Annotated in this window: 11 protein-coding genes; 2 read left to right on the top strand and 9 right to left on the bottom strand. The window is 35.5% G+C overall.

Translation table 11 applies throughout. The annotated features are described in order from the left end of the window. Positions 1-7 precede the first annotated feature (7 nt). From DUT69_RS04085 to DUT69_RS04045, 9 genes are all read right to left on the bottom strand, one after another. Positions 8-481 carry a glycosyltransferase gene (locus tag DUT69_RS04085; protein ID WP_113651841.1) on the bottom strand — a complete coding sequence of 158 codons (474 nt, stop codon included), beginning with the start codon at positions 479-481 and terminating at the stop codon, positions 8-10. Beyond that, on the bottom strand, positions 478-945 hold the full coding sequence (pssD, locus tag DUT69_RS04080) for a PssD/Cps14F family polysaccharide biosynthesis glycosyltransferase (protein ID WP_162796169.1): 468 nt from the start codon (positions 943-945) through the stop codon (positions 478-480). Before pssD ends, DUT69_RS04085 begins: the two co-directional genes overlap by 4 nt. Before the next feature lie 2 nt (positions 946-947). Continuing rightward, entirely contained in the window at positions 948-2,009 is a 1,062-nt protein-coding gene (locus DUT69_RS04075) for a glycosyltransferase family 4 protein (protein ID WP_113651839.1), read from the bottom strand. Positions 2,010-2,022: 13 nt separating this feature from the next. After that, positions 2,023-3,012, bottom strand: a complete 990-nt coding sequence (locus DUT69_RS04070) for a glycosyltransferase family 2 protein (protein ID WP_113651838.1) — start codon at positions 3,010-3,012, stop codon at positions 2,023-2,025. Between the two features lie 10 nt (positions 3,013-3,022). Then, positions 3,023-4,468, bottom strand: coding sequence for an oligosaccharide flippase family protein (locus tag DUT69_RS04065; protein WP_162796168.1), 1,446 nt, complete (start codon positions 4,466-4,468; stop codon positions 3,023-3,025). Further along, positions 4,455-5,648 (bottom strand): O-antigen ligase family protein, encoded by a 1,194-nt coding sequence (locus tag DUT69_RS04060; RefSeq protein WP_162796167.1) that lies wholly within the window; start codon positions 5,646-5,648, stop codon positions 4,455-4,457. The genes DUT69_RS04065 and DUT69_RS04060 overlap by 14 nt, the downstream gene beginning before the upstream one ends. Positions 5,649-5,773: 125 nt before the next feature. Next, positions 5,774-6,706 carry an aldo/keto reductase gene (locus tag DUT69_RS04055; protein ID WP_113651835.1) on the bottom strand — a complete coding sequence of 311 codons (933 nt, stop codon included), beginning with the start codon at positions 6,704-6,706 and terminating at the stop codon, positions 5,774-5,776. After that, a complete protein-coding gene (locus tag DUT69_RS04050) occupies positions 6,699-8,264 on the bottom strand; it encodes a GMC oxidoreductase (protein ID WP_113651834.1) in 1,566 nt (521 codons plus the stop codon). Before DUT69_RS04050 ends, DUT69_RS04055 begins: the two co-directional genes overlap by 8 nt. An 8-nt stretch (positions 8,265-8,272) precedes the next feature. After that, complete coding sequence (locus tag DUT69_RS04045) at positions 8,273-10,594, bottom strand: GumC family protein (protein ID WP_113651833.1); 2,322 nt, start codon at positions 10,592-10,594, stop codon at positions 8,273-8,275. A 486-nt stretch (positions 10,595-11,080) separates the two neighbouring features. Between DUT69_RS04045 and DUT69_RS04040 the strand changes: the two genes are divergently transcribed. Further along, a complete protein-coding gene (locus DUT69_RS04040) occupies positions 11,081-17,674 on the top strand; it encodes a polyketide synthase (protein WP_113651832.1) in 6,594 nt (2,197 codons plus the stop codon). A gap of 5 nt (positions 17,675-17,679) precedes the next feature. Then, positions 17,680-21,747, top strand: a complete 4,068-nt coding sequence (locus DUT69_RS04035) for a non-ribosomal peptide synthetase (RefSeq protein WP_162796166.1) — start codon at positions 17,680-17,682, stop codon at positions 21,745-21,747.

Here is a 21,747-nt window from a genome sequence, read left to right as displayed (position 1 = left end):
TTAACATTTATTTAAGCAGATTCAATATACTTTCTTTTAAAATTTCCGGGATATTAGAATTCAAATTGTAGGATTTAAGCGAAGTAGTATTAATCGCGTTAATAGCAGGCTCCAACATTTCCATATCTGTTACGTTTATTACAAAACCTAGTGCTGCGAGTTTAGAACTCAGGTCGGATTGGTCATTTACAGCTTCTCCATTCTCAAATGTCCTAGGAACTACAACTATGGGCTTACCAATCCTTAATATTTCGCTTAACGTGCCGAAACCGCCGTGTATAATAAATGCACTGGCATCCTGATAATATTTTGTAATTTCTTCTTTGTTAAGCCAACGCTTGTAGGGAATATTTTTGGGTGTGAATTGACTGCTGCCTATTTGCGCAAAAAAAGATAAGCCGTACTTCAGTGCTAGCTCATCGCATTTCTGAATTAGCCTATCAAAACCTTTATTTGCTGTACCAACGGTGATAAATATCATAATAAATTAATGCCTACTATTGCTTTAGGATAAACTTCTTTCAATTCTTCCCATTGAATTATAAATACATCTGTAAACCGGTAAATTAGTCGACCTGTAAGTGAAGGTTTGGTTACATTGGCACCAGATTCTATAAACACAAGTTTTTTATTAAAAACCTTGGCAATAATCATAATAGATAAGGTAACATCTGCGCCAGTAGAGATAATGACATCAGGTTTTTCTTTCAAAAACACCTTAAAAGAATGCACAAAATTCACCATCAACAAGAAAATTCTTTTCAAAATAAAGCCATGTTCTGGGTGTGCAACAAAATAAGCTCTTTTATCAAAATGTGTAGGTTTCGAGGGCTTATAGGTAACATAAAAAATATCATAACCATCGTGGTTAACTAAAAGCGAACAAGCTTTTAATGCTTCTAAGTAATGACCGCCTCCAGAAAATGCTATGCCTATTTTTTTCATTTTCATTGCAATATAGAATTATAGATTTTCATTAACTTATTCCCGTAATTTTTATAGTTAAAGTCTCTATCCACATCAGCCCTAGCACTTTCAGACAAGTCCGCATATTTATTTGGTGAGATTAATAAATAATCAATACTTTTTTTAAGTTCTTCTGTATCTCCAGGATTTACTAAAAAGCCGTTTTTACCATTAACTACTACATCTGGTATTCCGCCAACAGGCGTTGTTATTGGAACTACTCCATAAGACATCGCTTCTAACAAAGACATTGGTAAACCTTCGTTGTAACTTGGAAAAACTAGAATGTGCGCCATTTTAAGTATTTCGTCACGCTTTATACTATCGATATAACCTAAGATAAAAACACTGTTTTCAAGGCCGTATTCCCTCACCAGTTTATTGGCCATTTCTACATCTCCTTGACCGGCAACGTAAAGCTCTAAATTTGGAAACCTTTTTGCCAAATCTGGCATTACTTTCATTAAATCGAAAAAGCCCTTTCGTTTTTCTATTCTTGCTAGATAAACTAATATTGTTTTCTCAGTCTTAAAATTTTTGGTTTGAATATTTTCTGGAATCTCAATTGCATTTTGCAACATGAAAAATTTCGCATTAGGGGCAATCTCATTGTACCAACCAAGCCATTGGTTAGACAAAACTATAGTTGCGCTGGCATTGTTAAATATCTTTATTATTTTTTCCTTGTTCTTTTGCGAACTCCCATTATAAAATTCGTGAAAATCTGCGCTGTGGTTATGTAGCAAAGTTTTTTTGTTAAGAAAATTAGCGAGGTAAACCATTCCTCCTGAAAGCCAAAAATTTAAGTCGGATGCATGATGTATGTGTACAATTTGACATTTTGGCAAATAATAAATAAACAGCAAATAAGCCTTTAACCAACATAGTAACTTTCTAACGTTAGAATAATCATCGCTTGTGGTATAAATTGTTCTGTAAGATGTAAGTGTTTCAAGGTTTTTGTCGGCAAGTATTTGGTTCATTACCGTTACCACTCCAGAACGAGATTTGTTCAAATCTTCTCCTATAAATAAAATTTTCATGCGTTTATATGTCCTAAAGTGTTTTTTTACCAGCCTCGGTTTGAAAAATAAAACAATATGTTTTCAGCAACCTTCTATACAATGCGTCATTTAAAATAAAAATTTGGGCTGCATATTTTTGCCTCTTGCTAAGCTTTTGAGTTGTAGTAATGAAAGACTTGTAATTACGCAGATTTTGAGCCACTTCGGCGTAAGAAGACGAACGATGCTCTTTTGCTAAAATTATTAAATTTAGAATAGAAAGGTTTGAGATCAAATCTAAGATCTTTGCTTCTTCTACATGTTTCCCAAATTCTGAGTTTACAATTTTTAGTATTTTATTAGATACATATACGCTTTCGAGCTGTTTTTCGCTAAACTTTGTTAAGCTAACGGAGTTTTCACGTTTTATGTAATTGTATTTTTCCTCGTCAGCAAAAACGGCGTGGCCCGTCATTAAACGAATAACATTAAAACAGTACAATAAATCCTCATTCATTCGCCCCTCAAAAGCTACGGCAGTTGCTAATTCTCTTTTGTATATTTTGTTATTAGCACTCCAGTTTATTTTACCATTAAGCAAGGCCGTAAGGGTTGCTGATTGCGATAACATAGATGCATCCCGTCTGAAGCTATTTTTTGTTTCAAAAGATTCACTCTCTCGTATTACTATGCTACATATTGATAGGTCTGCGTTGGTCAACCTGCAATTATTTACCAATAACTCGTACATATCTGGCTCAATTGTATCATCGGCATCTATAAAACCAACGTAGCTTCCATTTGCCATAGAAAGCCCTTTATTACGTGCTGCAGAAACACCTTTATTCGATTGATGAAAGACAACGATTCGTCGGTCTATATCGCAATATTTATCACATTTATCTCCGCTACCATCAGTAGAACCATCGTTAATTAAAATAAGTTCAAAATCTGTGAAAGATTGAGCAAGAATAGAATTTATGCAACTATCTAAGTAATTAACTTTATTGTAAACCGGGATGATTATAGATAAAAATGGCATAATTAATTTGTTAGTCGATGACAGGTTTTTTGTAAATGTTCATGAATTTATAGATTGCAAACGCCAATATTATGGTAGAAAATCCGGCGAAAACTAAATACTCATTTAACTTTACCGATAAGATAGAATAAAGGATTACGAAAACTGAAACAATGAGATAAAACACTAAGCTTTTAGCTATCGTTGTTATACCTTTTTTCATTAGAAAGATATTTTGAAATATATGGAATGCTCCGAAAGAGAGTAGTATTGCATAGTTTATTACGGTTAATGATTTTTCGAAATACAATCCTGTAAAGCAAAAAACAAGCATTAAGATTAGACTAAGAATGTTTAGCCACATGTCTATTTTTTCCGCCTTCATAGCTACTATTAAGTTTGCCTGGAGTAACAAAGTTGGAAATAATAAGAATGCCAGAAACATTTGCTTAACGCATGTTATTGCACCATCAAACTTACCTCCAAACGCCAACGGAATTAACGTGTGAGAAAACGAAAATATAAAGGCGTAAAACAGAAACGAGAAAATATTGTAAACTAGAAATACTTTATTGTAAAGATCTTTTAGGTTTTCTTGCTCATTAGCTTGAGCAAATTTGATAAACTTTGCGAACACCGTTGCAGATGCAATTGTAGGCAGTATTAGCCCGATAGAAAAAATTCTAAAAGCAATTTCATAATCTGCTACGTCCTGTTGTGTTAAAACTTTTGAAATAATAATATTTGCTGACCTCCAAAAAATTATCGAAATACTGCCAATAACAACAAATCGCCAATTTAAAAGAATCTGATGCTTAATATCATCAAACGAAACTTTTGAGCGCAATAAACTCGCAACATTAATAGTATTAGATGATCCTAATTTTATAAATAAGTTAAGTGTAAAAAATCTCACAAATAACAAGACTACCGACAATGTAAATATAGACATGGGGTAAATGAACAACGTACACCCAACTAATAGTTTAAGGAAACCATCTATAATCAGAATACTAAACGTTGTTCTTTGTCTTCCTTCGGCTATGTTTAAGTGCTTGATGGCATAAATCAAATTATCGAAAATGATATTAATTCCTAAAATGCCAGCTAGCCATAAAATCTCCGCATCATCATAAAGAATAAAAGCTAAGGCTATGTTAACGAAATAAAATATAGTTCCAAGTGAAATTTGCAGCTTAATGAATTTGCTTGTAAAAGACAGCTTATCTGTTTGAGTATTAAATTCTCTAATAAACCATTGGCCTAATCCCATTGAAGAAAATGCTACGATAAGTTGATAAACAGTTGTAGCGATTAAAAAATGTGCAAATTGGTCTATATCAAATTTGCGAGCTGTAATAGCGAAAAAAATACTTAAAAAAAGTGTTTGAAGAACATTTGAAAAAATACCCCATGCACTATTTCTAAACAGCTCTGACTTGGCAACTTGCGAATATACTAACTTAATTTTCTTCACCGTAAATCTGATTTTTAGGGTACGTGATGAGTAAAACGATTATGGCGCTAAAAACTATTAGCATTCTTGTATCGAACAAAGAGTAAACGCTATTGAATGCCACCAAGAAACTTATAGCTCCAGAAATAAATAAAATAATTCCGTTACTTCGAATGCCTCTTACATAATCCAAAAACGACACTACAAGGGGAGTAATGACCATTAGTAAAAAGATTGCTAAACCAGTAAATCCAAATTCCACCAGTATTTTTAAATAGCCATTCTCAGGCTGGTCAAAATACGCGATCTCGTTATTTTCTAATTCAAAATACTGGTTGGGATTGTGTAGTTTGGTATATTCTTCATAATTGCCACTTCCTATTCCAAAAAATGGATGTTCTGTTCCAATTTTATAAGCTTCTTTCCAAATTGTTTGCCTGAATTTAAGGTCGCTTCCAATATCTTTAGATCTATTTAGAATTGTAATTTTATCCTGGAAATAAAATACAGTTGCACCTAACAGCAACACACCGATGAAAAGGTAGCCTATGTACTTCTTACCGATTGTGAGCATTGACAAAACTAGACCAATGCCAAAACCGAGAAATGCGGATCTGCTTCCACACATATATATAGCTACCACAGCCATAAAAAACATAAAATAATTTAAAAGCCTGAAACTAACTTTGGCTTCTTGTTTTACATACAAGAATAAAAAACTGCCTACCGAAAAAAATTGACCCTGTACTTGAGAATCATGAAAATATCCGGGGTATCGAATTTTACCGCTAAAAGGGTCTAAGGTGTTTATGTTTAATGTATGATAAAATGTAAACTTTAACCCAAAAATCAACTGGATTAGGAGAAAAACAATTGCAACAGAAAATGCTAATTTAAGTACGTTTATAATTTTATAATGGAATGAAAAGTCTTGTAAGCATTCAAGCATTAAAAACCTACAAAAAACAAAAATTGGAATTATTTTAAAGACATCAACTAACGACTTATTTGGGTGTTCAGAAATCAATGATCCAATTACGGCAATAGCAAGTAATAACAAAAACAGAAGCAAATGAAAATATTTTTTGTTGATGTAATTGTCTACTAAAAAATACTTTAGCAAGTATAACAATGCTCCAAATGTAACCACGTCGAAAACTTTAAACCCGCCCATAGAAACTTTAGTTGCGTAAAAATTCATAAAAGGCAATAAATAAAGAACACTCAGCAAGTACATTTTGGGATCGCCAAACTTTATCAATACATACGCAAAGTACAGTATTGACGAGATGCTAAAGAGATATATTAATTTTTCGTACAAAATGCCTAATTGTGATTATTGAGTTGGCTAAAATCTAATTGCTTAAAATTACCCTCATTAGTAATTTTTGAAATCTGAACATTTCGCTTGATGTGTTTTTCGTTTGTTGTTGACATTAACAGCACCCCAGAATTTATTTTTTGAAATGCTAAACTCAACAACAATTCTCTTTCATTTTCCAGCAAATCGAAGCCAACATTATTGGTCTTAAGGCTTCTTAAAAAGGAAATCTGTTTTTCGGTAAATTGCTTAAACAAATTCATCGCAGAATAAACGATATTGATCTGCTCTTTCCTATTAACCAATGCATCAAATATGCTATCAAACGATAATGGAATTTGTAACGCAGACGGAAAGTAATTACTCGACAATAGTTTTTCTCGTTCCTTTTGATGGTTAAGGTTAGTTCCGATAATTCTTATTTTACCTTTATCTTTTTCAGCTTCTAAAACAGCCCTAATGTCTTCATTCAACATTTCCTCAAAAGTGGATTCGTGGCAAATAAATATGTCCAAATAATCGGTATTAAGTTCTTTTAAGCTTTTGTTTAAGGAATCAACAACCATTTGTGGTGTAAAAAATTTCTTTTCTAAAACGCTGTTCGACGCACTTTTCAAAGCATTACTTGCTCCAGGGATTTGATTTTTTATAAACCTAGCGGCACCAGTAACTAAGCTTTTAAACGGAAAGGACTTGGGTGCTTCAATACCAAACTTGCTGGCGAGCACAATATTAGATCGTTTATTTCCGATAAATTGTCCAACTATTCCTTCGGCCATTCCATAGCCATAAGATCTAGCAACGTCATAATATAAAATACCTTCGTTATAGCAAACATCTAATGTTCTGAGTGCATTTTTTTTCGACACACTACCGCCAAATGTAGAGCAACCACAACCGAGAAACTTTTCGGTTTTTAACCTTTCTAAATTAATCATGTTTGTTATTTTTTAGGTGATCTGCTAAACGAAATGCAAGTGCAATAATCGTCGTTGTTGGGTTGGAATGTCCGCTTGTTGGAAACACAGAGCTGCCAGCGATATAAAGGTTATCTATACCAAATACACGGCAATTTGAATCTACTACCCCAGTATATTCGTCTGTTGCCATCCGAGTAGTGCCGATATGGTGTTTCGCATCTTTTATATGATCAAACCACTTGGCATCATAAATCCAATCATCTAACTCCAATTTGCCAAGATCTAGTTTGTCAAAATATTTTTTTAGAAACTCTGCGGATTTTATAAATGTTTGTCGCATCAACTCATCACCTTCCCAATTTATTATTGCTCTAGGCATTCCTAATTGATCAACTTCCTTACTTAAACAAATTCTATTTTCGCTTAGCGGAGTTGCTTCTGTCATTAAGTTCAATTTTAGGACAGCATTTGGGGTATAAACCCGCTTTTTTATAGCATAGCTGTAGCCAATTTTAAAGAGGTGGGGCATGTTTTTTAAAACCTTAAAAATGATTTTAAAATCAGCAGACACCAAACTTCGTCTTCTATATTTTCTGTAAAAATCCTTGATTATTGAAAACAGATCGTTTTCGTCTGTTATGAACGAAAAATAGGCGCTACTATTCAAAATCAGATTATCCCTTTGGAATTTCTCAGAAAAAACAAATCTTGGCAAAAACCTAGTTCCGTTGATGTAGAAATAATTGAAGTAAGCCTGGGCTTTATCATCTTTTGCATGCAAAGTTGCGATATGAGCATTGGGATGATCCTGCAAATAGCGCCCAACCATTCCGTTTTGATTTCCAATACCGTTGCTCATCTGGTTATTTGATGCAAGTAGAAGTCTTGCGTTTTCTATTCCACCACATGCTAAAACAAATCTCTTTGCAGAAAATTTAAATTCTTTTTTTTCGAGATTTACACAGGTTAAAGATTCCACTCTATCTCCACTAGCAAACAAATTAATATTTACAACATTTGCATTTTGAATTAGCGTTACATTCTCCGATTTAATAAGTTGCTCTCTGAAACTTTCTCTTAAATCTGGCTTGGCACTCCATTTCGAAAACTTTAATGAAATGTTGGTATTTGCTTGCAGCTTTGGCAATTGATTTATAGTTGAAATATCTTCAGCATATTCCACTGGATAAAGTTGCAAAAAGCTATCTACTTTGGAGTAAAAGGTAAATACTTCATTATATGAAATCGGCCAACCGCTATTGTTAATCCAATCTCGTTCAATAAAATCAATTTTTTCTAACGGCAATGATTGTGCACCCCATTTGGTAGTTGAGCCTCCAAACACTCTAAACCTACCATCTAGTGCACCCGGAAATGGATGTACTTTATTAATTGTTTTATACTGATCCTGATTCTTTTCCGTAATGTACTCTCCTCCCGCTTCAAGAACTAAAATGGTTAATTCATTATCAAGCAGTTGCGAAAGCATTGCGAGTGATGCAGCTCCAGTACCAACGATACAGATATCATATTTCTGAGCAATTTCCTCAGGAAAATCGTTAAAATTAAATATCATTCGTAAGTCTAAAATCTGCTCAGAAATTTACCCATCATTTTTTTTGCCGAGAAAGAAGATGGTTTTGAATAATAACTACTTGTATAGTGATTGCCGTAACCAAATTTACCTTGTGCTACACCGTTAAAAATAATATTGATGTTTGGTAATTCATTTTGTTGTTCTAGCTCATTTATAAATTCTAGCTCGGCTTTATCGGTAACACCTTGTCTAATTACATACAAAGTAATATCGGTTAGCCTAGAAATAATCATAGCATCAGTAACGAGATGTAGCGGAGGCGAATCAATAATAATATCATCGTATTTTTCTCGTAAATGTTTAATCAACGTACTCAATCTTTCGAGCGTTAATAATTCTGCCGGATTATTAACTGGTTGACCTGCGGAAATGACATCAAGTTTCTCGAAGAAGTTGGATTTTTGTATAATATCATTTACGTTGATATCGCTTGACAAGTACTCAGTTAAACCCTTATAGCGAGACTCCAAATTAAATACTTTCGCCAATTTCGGCTTCCGAAGATCTAACTCAAGCAAGATGGTTTTTCTGCCCATAAATGCTAAAGACGTACTTAAGTTAGCACTGACAAAACTTTTTCCTTCACCAGAGATACTAGAAGTTATCAGTGTAACTCTGCCGGTTTCTTTCGCTTTATTTAAATAATAAAGCTTAGTTCTAATTGCTCTAAAATGCTCGCTTAATACATTATTAACACTATGATCAACCAATGAATTTTTCTCAAGATATTCATTAGGAAGCTCGCCCAGGATCGGAATTTTCACATTTTTCTCGATGTCGCCTTTGGTAAGTATTTTGTTTCGCAAAGTAGTTCTTGTGTAAACAATTAAAAACGGTAGTAGTAAGCCCATTAAGCCAGAAACTGCCATAATAGGAGTAGTTTGAGGCCATATTTTACTGCCGATGTATGCACTATCCACAACTCTGGCATCAGATAATGTGGCAGTATAGCTTAACGAAAGCTCCGCTCTTTTCTGAAGTAAGTAATTGTACAGATCTTCTTTAGCCTTTTGCTGTCTGATTAAACTTTCAGATTGTCTTTCCTGCCCCGGAATTTGCCTAATTGAACCTTGCACCTTTGCATTAAAGTTCTCTAATTGTCTTTTTGTAGAAAGTAAGGATGCCTTAATAGATCTTACATTACCAATAATTGCATTTTTGGTGATTTTAAGCTGGTTATTAATAGGCTCAAATATGTAGTTGCTTTCTGGAGTTGTTGCCAATAATTTCGCTTTTTGCAACTGCAAATCAGATAATTTATCTATTAAACTTGCCAAATTGTTATCTGCAATACCTATAGTAGAAGGCATTGTATTTGAATTCTGCGGAGAATTAACGTAACTTTCAATTCCTTCAATAATATCAATTTGAACTTTCGTATCATTTAGCTTCATCTCATTTATTCGGCTACTTTCCAAATAACTTTTTGATTCAGAATTTATGTCTGTCAAACTATTTCCACTTTTATAAACCTCAACAGCACCTTCAGCAGCATTTAATTCAGTTCTTAAGGAGTCTAATTTTTTATCAATAAATCCTATCGACATATTAGAATTCTCACTCTTCTCTGAAGTAGAAGCCAATATATAATTAGAAATCAAAGCATTTAAAACGTCCTGTCCTCTTTGAGGTACTTTATCATTTATGCTTATACTAATTGTTGGCGCTAGCTTATTTATTAACGAAACCTGTAAAGCTTTCTGATAAAGTTCCGCTGCCGCTGATTTTGGGCTTATTGTTATCATTATCTCTTTACCCAGAAAATCTTTTAGTTTGCTTGTCGGATTCAATTTCCAAATTCCAAAAGAACCTTTAATCGATTGTCCGTACGAAAAATCTTTTTTCGATCCATCCTGTTCAATGAGCGTAAATCCAGATTCTTTGACAAGAACGTTTAACGACGATTTTTGATCTGCTTCATACTCTTTTTCTAACGTAAGCGATATGGGGCTATTTTTATAAAGATCCACGGTTTTTAAACCATCTTTTGAAGTATAACTTGTTTCAAGTTGCAACTGATTCACAACTTGGTTAATCAGTTTTCTTGAACTTATAATTTCTACTTCGTTCTCTGCAATCTTAGCCTGACTTGATTGTTCTAATTCTTTTAATGCAGAATGCTCTTCCGTAGTTTTCTTGACATCTTTAACAGCTATAACTGCTTTTACCTCATAAGTTGGGTTGGTAACCTTTAAATAATAAAAAGCTATCGCAAATGTTAAGCACAAACCAAGCAAAAATAATGGCCAGTGATATAAATATTTTAAAAGTGCGCTTCGTAAGTTAATAGGTTGTAAAGTATGAGCCATTTTTGGGATGATTGTGTTCTTTTCAAAACACAGTGATAAAAAATATTTTTCTTTATACAAAGGAGCAACATCCACGCAATCTCATCAATAGCCCTTTAAGACTAAAATTTTTAACACGAAAAACCTTGTAGTTAAAGCAAATGCCGTATTGTGAAATTAGGAAAACTTTTAAATGACCCGCTCTACTGATTTATTAGGTTATTTTTTATACAGATTTACGCGTTTCCCCGCTCTCGGCATTTTTATCAGTTTAAAATTCCACCTAGTAGAACAAATTTGGTTTTAGACTAAAAACTAGCCAGGCTAATTCTATTCGCACACAACCTTTGGTTGTTAGCTAAGCCATTTTAAAATGCAGGGCTAGAGCATTAGCCCTTTTGTACTATATTTTTGGATTTAGCTTAATCTTATCTTTGGGTATAGAAAATCGAGCCAAGCTAATCTTTCTATTTACCTATTTACCAATTCATTAACGCCTTAAATTGTATGGATACGATTTCAGCCTTATTCTCCAAACAAGCGAATTTAACGCCGGAAGGTATTGCCTTAATATTTGAAAATGAGAAGCTAACTTACCAGCAGTTAGAAGAGCGCTCAAACCAATTAGCACATTACCTTATTAATAATGGCGTAACGAAGGAGGAATTAATCCCTATTTGCCTAAACCGTTCAATGGAAATGATAGTTGGCATCTTGGGTATTTTAAAAGCGGGCTGTGCCTACGTACCCATTGATCCAGAATATCCGCGTGAGCGTATAACCTATATTTTAAAAGACACCAGAAGCAAAATAATAATTACCAATGAAGAGAACAATAAACTTATTAGTTCTCTTGCCCAAGAAATAGAAATCATTTCAATAGACAGCAATTGGGATGCAATTACAAAAATGCCAACTTCTCTTCCGGAAGTTGATTTGCAACCAGATAACCTTGCTTACATTATTTATACTTCAGGGTCTACTGGTACTCCAAAAGGTGTTATGATCGAGCATCATAATGTTGTTAGGTTATTTTTTAATGAAGCGCCATTATACAATTTTAATGAAAACGATGTGTGGCCATTATTTCACTCTTTCTGCTTTGATGTTTCGGTGTGGGAAATGTATGGATGTTTGCTTTTTGGCGGAAAATTAGTAATCGTACCTAAACACATTGCTCAAAATGCATCAGAATTTGGCAAACTACTACAGGAACATAAAGTTACCATACTAAACCAAACACCTTCTGCCTTTTATATTCTTCAAGAATCTATTTTAGCATCGCAAACATTCCCACTTCAATTAAGATATATCATATTTGCCGGTGAAGCATTAGATCCTTCAAAACTTAAAATTTGGAAAGAACGCTACAGCGATTGTAAACTAATTAACATGTATGGTATTACAGAAACAACCGTACACGCAACCTACAAAGAAATTACAGCAGCACACACAAATAGTAGCAAAAGTGTTGTTGGGGCTCCTATTCCCACGTTATATATTTATGTTTTAGATCAAAATAAAGAAAAGTCTGACATTGGCGTAGAGGGAGAAATTTATGTAGGTGGAGAAGGTTTGGCTAGAGGATATTTGAATTTACCAGAACTATCTGCAGCACGCTTTATTCAAGATCCTTTCAGCTCGGATCCAAACGCAAGACTTTACCGTTCTGGCGATTTGGCAATCTTACTAGCCGATGGAACATTCGAATATTTAGGCAGAATGGACGATCAAGTTAAGGTAAATGGATTTAGAATTGAACTTGGAGAAATTGCAAGTAACATTAATCAATTTGACAATATAGATCAGTGCATTGTACTTGCTAAAGAAACTAATTTTGGCGAGAAAAAATTGGTTGCCTATTATCAATCGAGCACTTCAATAGATCAACAAAGATTGCTAAAATTTTTGTTAGATAAAATGCCGGCGTACATGGTTCCGAGAATTTTTGTACCTATAAAAGCAATTCCTCTAACAAGCAATGGCAAAGCCGATAAACGAGCACTTTGCCAAATTAAAATAGAACGCCCTGAGTTGGCTTCGCTCTATAAAAAACCACAATCTACGATAGAAAAAAATATTTATGATGTGTGGTCAACTTTTCTAGAAATTGACCAGATAGGTGTAAATGACAACTTTTTCGAGTTAGGGGGAAACTCCTTATTGGCACAAAGAACAATTGCAATTTTAAAAAACACCTACCAATACAACCTACCTATTACAAAGGTTTACCAACTACCTACAATTGCTGCATTGGCAAAATATCTAGATAAAACGACCGGAAAAAACCTCGAGTCAACTATCGAAGCTAGCGCAAAAAACACATCATCGGCTATTGCTGTAATTGGTATGGCAGGTAGGTTTCCGGGAGCAGATACTATTGATGAACTTTGGGAATTATTGGTTGAAGGCAAAGAAGCTATAACATTTTTTGATACCGAAACACTAGATCAGAGCATACCTGACAACGTAAAAAATGACCCTTCTTACGTTAAAGCCAGAGGGATAATTAACAACGCAGATCTTTTTGACCCAGCATTTTTTGGCATCAATCCAAAACTTGCAGAACTGATGGACCCACAACAACGCATTTTCTTAGAAATTGCATGGGAAGCAATGGAAAAAACAGGACTTCTTTCGCAAAGAGAAAAGAAAAAAATTGGGGTATTTGCTGGTGCCGGTACCAATACTTATTTCGAGAATAATGTTTTAGCCTATCCAGAATTAATAGAGAATCAAGGCAGAGTGCAAACAATGTCAGTAAATGAAAAAGATTATATTGCATCTCGCACTGCGTATCATTTAAACTTAAGAGGCCCGGGCGTAAGCGTTAACTCAGCCTGTTCTACATCTTTATTGGCTATTGCCGAAGCGGTAAATAGCTTAAGAGCAGGCCAATGCGAGGTAGCATTAGCGGGTGCTGCAAGCATTACCTCACCAATTAACAGTGGCCACCTTTATCAAGAAGGCAGTATGCTAAGTGCCGATGGGCATTGTACACCATTTAACGCAGCTTCTACAGGAACCCTATTTAGCGATGGAGCCGGTGTTGTTGTGCTTAAAACCTTGGAGGCGGCCGAACGTGAGGGTGATTGTATTTTTGCCATTATAAAAGGAATTGGAGTTAACAATGATGGCGCTGGAAAAGGAAGTTTTACCGCTCCTAGCGCCGAAGGCCAAGCTGACGCGATAAGCAGCGCAATTAAAGATGCACAAGTTAGTGCAACTGATATCACTTATATTGAGGCCCATGGAACGGCAACACCATTGGGCGATCCTATAGAATTTGAGGGCTTAGTAGAAGCTTTTGGTCAACAAAATCAAAACCAATATTGCGCTATAGGTTCTATAAAAAGTAATATGGGGCATTTAACCCATGCAGCCGGTGTAGCTGGTTTTATAAAAACTTGCTTGGCACTACACCATAAAATGATACCAGCATCTTTAGGTTATCACAAACCAAACCCACATATAGATTTTAAAAATAGTCCGTTTTACGTAAATGCCAAACTAACAGAATGGATTGATGAAAAGCCTCGTATTGCTGGGGTAAGTTCTTTTGGCGTTGGTGGTACAAATGTGCACGTTGTATTAGAAAGCTACGATAACAACGAAAATACACCTAGCAAATCGAAGCCGTTCGAATTAATTAGCTGGTCTGCGAAAAACGCAAAAAGCATGGCTAAATTTGAAGATGCTTTAGCAAAAGATTTACAGCAAAATACCGACAAAGCGCTAGCCGATATTGCTTATACTTTACATGCCGGAAGAGAGACATTTAAACACAGAAAGTTTGCTGTGTGTGAGTCAAAATCGCAACTTGTAAATCTATTATTTACCGACCAAATCCCAGTTTCTGATTCCAATTTACTAACAGAAGCTCCAGACGAAATCGTTTTTAGCTTCCCTGGTCAGGGTGCGCAATATGTAAATATGGGCTTAGCATTATATCAGCAAGAGCCAGTTTACAAAGCTGCAATAGATCAGTGCGCAACTATATTAAAAAACTATTTAGATAAAGACATTAGGAGCATAATTTTTGCTTCGTCCGATGTAAAGTCAGCGTCCAATCAGCTTAAAAACACCAAGTATACACAACCCGCTTTATTTGTTACTTCGTACGCTCTGGCCCAATTATGGATGAGCTGGGGAGTGCAGCCAACGATGTTTATCGGACATAGCGTAGGCGAATATGTAGCTGCGCATTTTGCGGGTGTGTTTTCTTTAGAAGATGGACTGAAATTAGTTTCAAGTAGAGGCTTATTGATTAGCCAATTGCCTAGCGGAAGTATGCTATCGGTAAGGGACGAGGCTAGTAAAATTAAAAATTTGCTTACCGAAGATCTTTCTATCGCGGCAGTTAATAGCGCTAAACTTTGCGTAGTAGCAGGGCCGACAGACCAAATTGCAGAATTTGCAAAACTGTTGGATCAACAGGAAATCCCGAATAAGCCACTTTTTACTAGCCATGCGTTTCACTCTTCGATGATGGACCCGATAATAAACGATTATAAAACCGTTGTTTCCACTGTTTCATTATCACCACCAAATATCAAAATTATTTCTACCGTAACCGGAGAAATTTTAAGCGACGAGCAGGCCATCGACCCAAATTATTGGACAACCCATCTTAGAAAAACCGTTGAGTTTGTTAAAGCGGTAGAAACTGTACTTAGTTACAATTTGCCTTTATTTTTAGAAGTTGGACCAGGGGCTGTAACTACTACATTAATTAAACAAATTGCAAGTTCAAATAAGAAAAAAATTAAGGCCATCAACTCGCTTGATCAAAACCAAGATGCTCTAGCCTCTACATTAAATGCGTTAGGGCATTTGTGGAATAATGGAGTACACATTAATTGGGATGCCTTTTATACCAACCAGAAGATTGTTGATCTGCCGACTTACCAATTTGACAGACAGAAATACTGGCTAACTCCTAAACAAAATTTTACAGAAACCTCTCTAGCTGAAAATCCAATTACTCATTTGGTTTCCGCTAAAACTTCAGATCAAACAATCATGAGAAAAGAACGCCTTACCCAAGAAATTAAACAAGTGCTTGAAGATGCATCAGGCATTGAAATGAATGATGTAGACAACAATCAGAATTTTTTAGAAATTGGTTTTGATTCGTTGTTGCTTACACAAGTAGCAACATCATTAAAACGAAAATTTAATTTGCCAATTACGTTCAGAAAACTTAATGAGGAGTATGCAAGCATTAGCAGTTTGGCAAGTTATTTAGACGGAAATATGCCTGAAACCATACAGACAGAACCTAAAACAGTATCAACACCTATTTATAATGCTCCCATTTCTGTTATGCAACCACAGTTAACGGCAGATAATACTGCTTTAGGTTTAATTGCACAACAGCTAAATATTTTAACACAACAACTAATGTTGCTTCAAGGTCAAAGTACTGCTTCGCAACCCGAACCATTACCCGTTCAGCATACGCCAAATGTAATGCAAAATCAAGCTAAGGTTAATATGCCGAGCTTAGATAACGGTTTATCTCAAGAAGAAAAGGCAGAAATACAAAAGCCATTTGGTGCTACGCCCAAAATAGAACGCCAATCAACAACTATTTCGCCGAGCCAAAAAGATTTTATAAAAAATTTAAGCGAGCGATATAACATAAAAACAGCAAAAAGTAAGGCATACACCAATGAAAGCCGTCCTTACATGGCTGACCCAAGAGTAGTCTCGGGTTTTAAACCTGCCACCAAAGAGTTAATATACCCAATTGTAATTAACAAATCTAAAGGTAGCAGAATGTGGGACATTGACGGAAACGAATACATTGATGCCTTAAATGGTTTTGGCTCGAACATGTTGGGCTATCAACCAGATGTTATTAAAAACGCAATGCAAAACCAATTAGAAAAAGGTTATGAGGTTGGCCCTCAGCATGAGTTAGCAGCATCTGTGAGCAAATTAGTTTGTGAGTTTACTGGTTTTGATCGATCTGCATTATGCAGTACAGGCTCCGAGGCTGTTTTAGGATGTATTCGCATTGCCAGAACCGTTACCGGGCGTTCGCTTATTGTTGCTTTTACGGGATCCTATCATGGCATAGTTGACGAGGTTTTGGTACGTGGCACAAAGAAACTAAAATCATTTCCGGCAGCGGCAGGTATTATGCCAGAAGCTGTACAAAACATCTTAGTTTTAGATTATGGCACGCCAGAATCTATGGCAATTATTAAAGAAAGAGGCGATGAAATTGCCGCCGTTTTAGTAGAAACCATACAAAGTAGAAGACCTGAGTTTGTTCCCGTAGATTTCCTTAAAGAATTAAGAACAGTAACCAAGGAAATTGGGTCGGTACTTATTTTTGACGAAGTGATTACTGGATTTAGATTTCACCCCGGCGGCGCACAAGCAATATTTGGCATTAAAGCAGATTTGGCGGCCTATGGAAAAGTTGTTGGAGCAGGCATCCCAATAGGTGTAATTGCTGGCGATAGTTATTTAATGGATGCATTAGATGGTGGTATTTGGAATTACGGCGATGCGTCTTTCCCTGAAATTGGGGTTACCTATTTTGCAGGTACTTTCGTTCGCCACCCCTTGGCACTTGCTTCAGCCTTTGCATCTTTAAGCTACATGAAGGAAAAGGGGCCACAATTACAAAAAGAACTCAACGAAAAGGGAAATTACATTTCAAAAGTTTTAAATAAAGAATTTGAGAAACGAAACTTACCTATTTATGTAGCCAATTATGGTTCTATGTGGAAAGTAAAATATCATGAAGAACTTGCATATAGCGAATTACTTTTTGTACTGCTTAGAGAAAAAGGTATTCACATTTTAGATGGTTTTCCATGTTTTATGACCGAGGCGACTTCTGCATCAGATATTGAAGACATTATATCTGCATTTATAGAAGGTATGGATGAAATGGTTGAGGCCGGTTTCTTTCCATCTTCAGTTAATACGGATAAAATTTTCGACCCGAAGGCTATCGTAATTGAAGGAAATAACCCACCAATGGCTGGAGCGAGATTAGGAAAAGATCAATTCGGCAACCCTGCATGGTTTATACAAGATCCAGAAAACGAAACAAATTATCTTCAACTCGGCAAGCATTAAATCTTATGGTTAACGCAAAAATAAGTACACCTGCGGTTGGTTTTAACCCATTCGAAGCTGGTAAGGAAATTGAAAAACTTGTCGTAATAAACGAGTCGCAGAGAGAAATCTGGCTATCGTGTATGATTGGCGGAGATGCTGCAAGTCTTGCTTACAACGAGTCCTTTTCGTTAAAATTAACAGGACCTTTTTCGCTCCCAGATTTTAAAAATGCATTTTCAACAGTTGTACAAAGACACGAAGCTTTAAGAAGTTCTGTAAGCACAAATGGCGAACACTTTATAATTTACAAATCTTTAACAGCAGATATTGAATTTGTTGACCTAGAATTTTCAGCGCCAGAGGAAAAAGCTAACTCTTTCGACAGCTTTCTCAAGAATCAAATGCTAATGCCAATTGATTTACAGATTGGCCCTTTGTTTCGTGTTTATGTACATCGTTTTACACCAACAGAACATTATTTCACTATCGTTATCCATCATATAATTTGCGATGGTTGGTCTACAGGAATTATTTTAGAAAACTTAAGCAAAACGTACAATGCACTACAAAAAGGCTTATCGCCAAGCTTACCACCAGTTGTACAAATTAGTAATTATGCTAGTCAACAATTTGAGTTTTTGCAGAGCGATGATTTTAAAAAAACTGAACGTTTTTGGCTAAATTTATATAAGGGCGATATTCCGTTAGTAGATTTACCGACGGATTTTGAACGTGGAAAAACTAGAACCTACAAAGCGGCTAGAATAGACTATAAATTACCTGCAAAATTTGTAAGCGAAATAAAAAAAACCGGGGCTAAAGCTGGTTGCAGTTTGGTTAACACGATGTTAAGTCTTTTCGAAATTTTCTTGTCGCAACAAACTAAACAGAGTGATATTGTGGTGGGCCTACCTGCAGCCGGACAACTTGCCACCGATAATCAGGAATTGGTTGGGCATTGCGTAAACATTCTTCCAATAAGAAGCAAAATTGACCCGAATAATACGTTCTTGGAATATTTGAAAAAAAGTAAATCTATTTTTTTAGATGCTTATGAACATCAGCTATTCAGCTTCGGGCAGTTATTAAAAAACCTCAATTTTAAAAGAGATAGTTCAAGAATACCGCTAGTTCCTATAGTTTTTAATATAGATATGGGGATGAGTAGCGCCGTAGAATTCGATAATTTAACTTACGAGTTGATATCCAATCCGAGAGCTTTTGAAACTTTTGAAATCTTTTTAAATGCTACTGGAACAGAAGATGCTTTGGTTTTGGAGTGGACTTATAACACACAACTATTTAAGGAAGCTACAATAAACCGGATGGTAGCAGAATTTGAATCTTTATTGAACGCTTTTGTTGCCGATCCAACAAACACCATTGCACAAAGCTGTTTACAAACTGCAAACAATTTACAAATTGCGGCCTCTCTTGGAGCAAACACAGTTATAGAAAAAACGCTATTAAATTTATTTAAAGAAAGTAGTAGCAAATATGCTAATAAAACAGCGCTTAGTTTTAACAACGAAAATTTATCGTACGCTCAAATTGCCAACCAAGCTAACAGCCTAGCAACACTACTAATCGAAGAAGGAGTTAAGCAAGGCGATATTGTTGCAATTGCCACAGAACGATCGGCCAAAATGCTTATTAGCTTACTGGCTATTATGAAGGCTGGTGCAGCATATCTACCACTCGATCCAGAATATCCGCAGGACAGAATTGAATTTATGTTGTCAGATGCCGATGCAAAGACAATTTTACTATCTAAAAAATATCAGCACGCCTACCAAACTACTGCAAAAAAACTCATAATAGAAGACTTATGGCCAAAGCTAAAAACAACTAGAGAAGTTACTATACCCGTAACTGTAATTGATGTGGCCTACATACTTTATACCTCAGGATCTACTGGAAAACCTAAAGGTGTGCAAATTACGCATCAGAATTTAGCCAACTTCCTAACCAGTATGCAAGTGCAACCTGGTATTACAGAAAAAGACTGTTTACTTGCCATTACAACCATATCTTTTGATATTGCAGGTTTAGAATTATTTTTACCTTTAATTGCTGGCGCCGAAATAATTTTGGCTACAACAGAAGCCACAAAAGACGGTCGCTTGTTACTTTCTATATTAGAAGAACAGCCCGTTACCATAATGCAGGCAACACCTTCCACTTGGCAAATGATGCTCGATTCGGGATGGAAAAAGCAGTTGCCAATTAAAGTCTTATCAGGTGGCGAAGCGCTTTCTAAAGACTTAGCTGAGAAGCTACTTAACCTTTCTAAACAGCTTTGGAATATGTACGGCCCTACAGAGACTACTATATGGTCTACTATTAAGGAAATTTTGCCAAATCAAGAAAACTTAACCATTGGCAAAGCCATTCAAAACACACAAATTTTTATAGTAAACGATCAAAATAAGCCCTTAGCAGTAAATGAGGTTGGCGAAATTTGTATAGGTGGTAACGGCGTGGCAAAAGGTTATTTAAATAGAAGAGAATTAACGGATGAAAAGTTTATAAATCATTTTGAAAACGATAAAACCAACAGCAAGCTTTACAAAACCGGCGATTTAGGAAAAATACTAGCAAATGGAGAAATTCTCTGTCTCGGAAGAATAGATCAGCAGGTTAAAATTCGTGGGCATAGAATTGAGTTAGGTGAGATAGAAGCAATAATTGAACAACAAAGTGGAATAAAACAAGCAGTTGTTAAAGCTCAAGAGATTACACCAGGCGACAAAAGATTAGTTGCGTATATTACGGTTAACGAAGATAATACTTCTATTAATTATGAAACTTCAAATAACTTTGAACTTAGCTCAAATGCAAAAAGCATAGCAAAAGAAATTGTTGTAAATTGGAAAGAAAATCTGAAAGAACATTTGCCCGCTTATATGGTTCCAGATTACTTTCTTGCTTTAGAGAGTTTTCCGCTTACGCCAAATGCTAAAATTGACAGAAAAGCTTTACCTAGTTTAAAATTGGCAAATACAAAACCGCATACCTCGGTTGGTTTATCGCCAGACGAAAAAATGGTGGCGGAAATTTGGTCAGTAGTATTGGGAGTTCAAGATTTACAAGCAACAGATGATTTTTTTGAATTGGGCGGACACTCATTACTGGCTATAAAAGTAATGGTAGAAATTGAGAAAAAGACCGGCACTAGGCTTCCGTTAACCGTACTTTTTGATAACTCTACTATAGCGGGCTTAGCGTCACATTTGTACAGCGGCGATCAATCAGAACATTGGAAATCGCTTATCCCGATTAAAACGGACGGCAAGCAACCACCACTTTATATTGTACATGGTCAAGGAATGAACATTATTGGCTTTAGAAGTTTAGCGCCAGAACTAGATGCCGACCAACCCTTTTACGGGCTACAAGCTAAAGGATTAAACCCTGATGATGAGCCGTTGGAAGATGTAGAAGAAATTGCAGCAGGATATATACAAGAAATGATACAAGGTAATCCGCAGGGCCCTTATGCTTTACTAGGTTATTCTTCTGGTGGTGTTTTAGCTTTAGAAATGGCAACCCAACTAGAGGCAATGGGCAAAAAAGTTAGTTTTATGGGCCTTATGGACACTTATGTTAGTCCAAACAATTATAAAGACCTTTTTGAACAGAAAGACTATAAAGGGATAGCGAGTTTTACAGCAAACAGCATCCGCCATGCATTTTCTTGTTTATTAAAATTCCCTAGACGGTATTTAAGGCATAACAAAAATTTTATATTGGGTAGCCTTTATAATTACTACAAAAAGTTTAACCCAATTAAACCCGACAAAGCTAATCCATTATATGTTTTAGATAGATTACAGAAAGCTCATCAAAGGGCATTAACAAAATATCAATTTAAAAGATACGCTATGAAAGTACATCTTTTTAAAGCTAACAATGAGGTTTGGAATTATGTTAGGTATGGCGAAACAAATGGTTTTGAGCCCTACATTGATGGTGAAATAAAAGTAATCAATATCCCTTTGGGGCATTTGCAATTTTTTGAACCACCGTTTGTTAAGATATTTGCCGCAGAGCTGAAAAACATGTTAGATAACATTAATGATGCTTCCTAA

Origin of the sequence: Pedobacter namyangjuensis (assembly GCF_003313325.1) — a bacterium.
Classification (GTDB): Bacteria; Bacteroidota; Bacteroidia; order Sphingobacteriales; family Sphingobacteriaceae; genus Pedobacter; species Pedobacter namyangjuensis.
The sequence above is the reverse complement of the archived record's forward strand: the minus strand, read 5'-3'. Positions and strand labels throughout refer to the sequence as shown.

Excerpts from the sequence above, each read along its gene's own strand:
- DUT69_RS04055 (WP_113651835.1), bottom strand. The coding sequence starts at position 6,706 with ATGATTAATTTAGAAAGGTTAAAAACCGAAAAGTTTCTCGGTTGTGGT.
- DUT69_RS04085 (WP_113651841.1), bottom strand. The coding sequence starts at position 481 with ATGATATTTATCACCGTTGGTACAGCAAATAAAGGTTTTGATAGGCTA.
- DUT69_RS04060 (WP_162796167.1), bottom strand. The coding sequence starts at position 5,648 with ATGAATTTTTACGCAACTAAAGTTTCTATGGGCGGGTTTAAAGTTTTC.
- pssD (WP_162796169.1), bottom strand. The coding sequence starts at position 945 with ATGAAAAAAATAGGCATAGCATTTTCTGGAGGCGGTCATTACTTAGAA.
- DUT69_RS04035 (WP_162796166.1), top strand. The coding sequence starts at position 17,680 with ATGGTTAACGCAAAAATAAGTACACCTGCGGTTGGTTTTAACCCATTC.
- DUT69_RS04075 (WP_113651839.1), bottom strand. The coding sequence starts at position 2,009 with ATGAAAATTTTATTTATAGGAGAAGATTTGAACAAATCTCGTTCTGGA.
- DUT69_RS04040 (WP_113651832.1), top strand. The coding sequence starts at position 11,081 with ATGGATACGATTTCAGCCTTATTCTCCAAACAAGCGAATTTAACGCCG.
- DUT69_RS04045 (WP_113651833.1), bottom strand. The coding sequence starts at position 10,594 with ATGGCTCATACTTTACAACCTATTAACTTACGAAGCGCACTTTTAAAA.
- DUT69_RS04070 (WP_113651838.1), bottom strand. The coding sequence starts at position 3,012 with ATGCCATTTTTATCTATAATCATCCCGGTTTACAATAAAGTTAATTAC.
- DUT69_RS04050 (WP_113651834.1), bottom strand. The coding sequence starts at position 8,264 with ATGATATTTAATTTTAACGATTTTCCTGAGGAAATTGCTCAGAAATAT.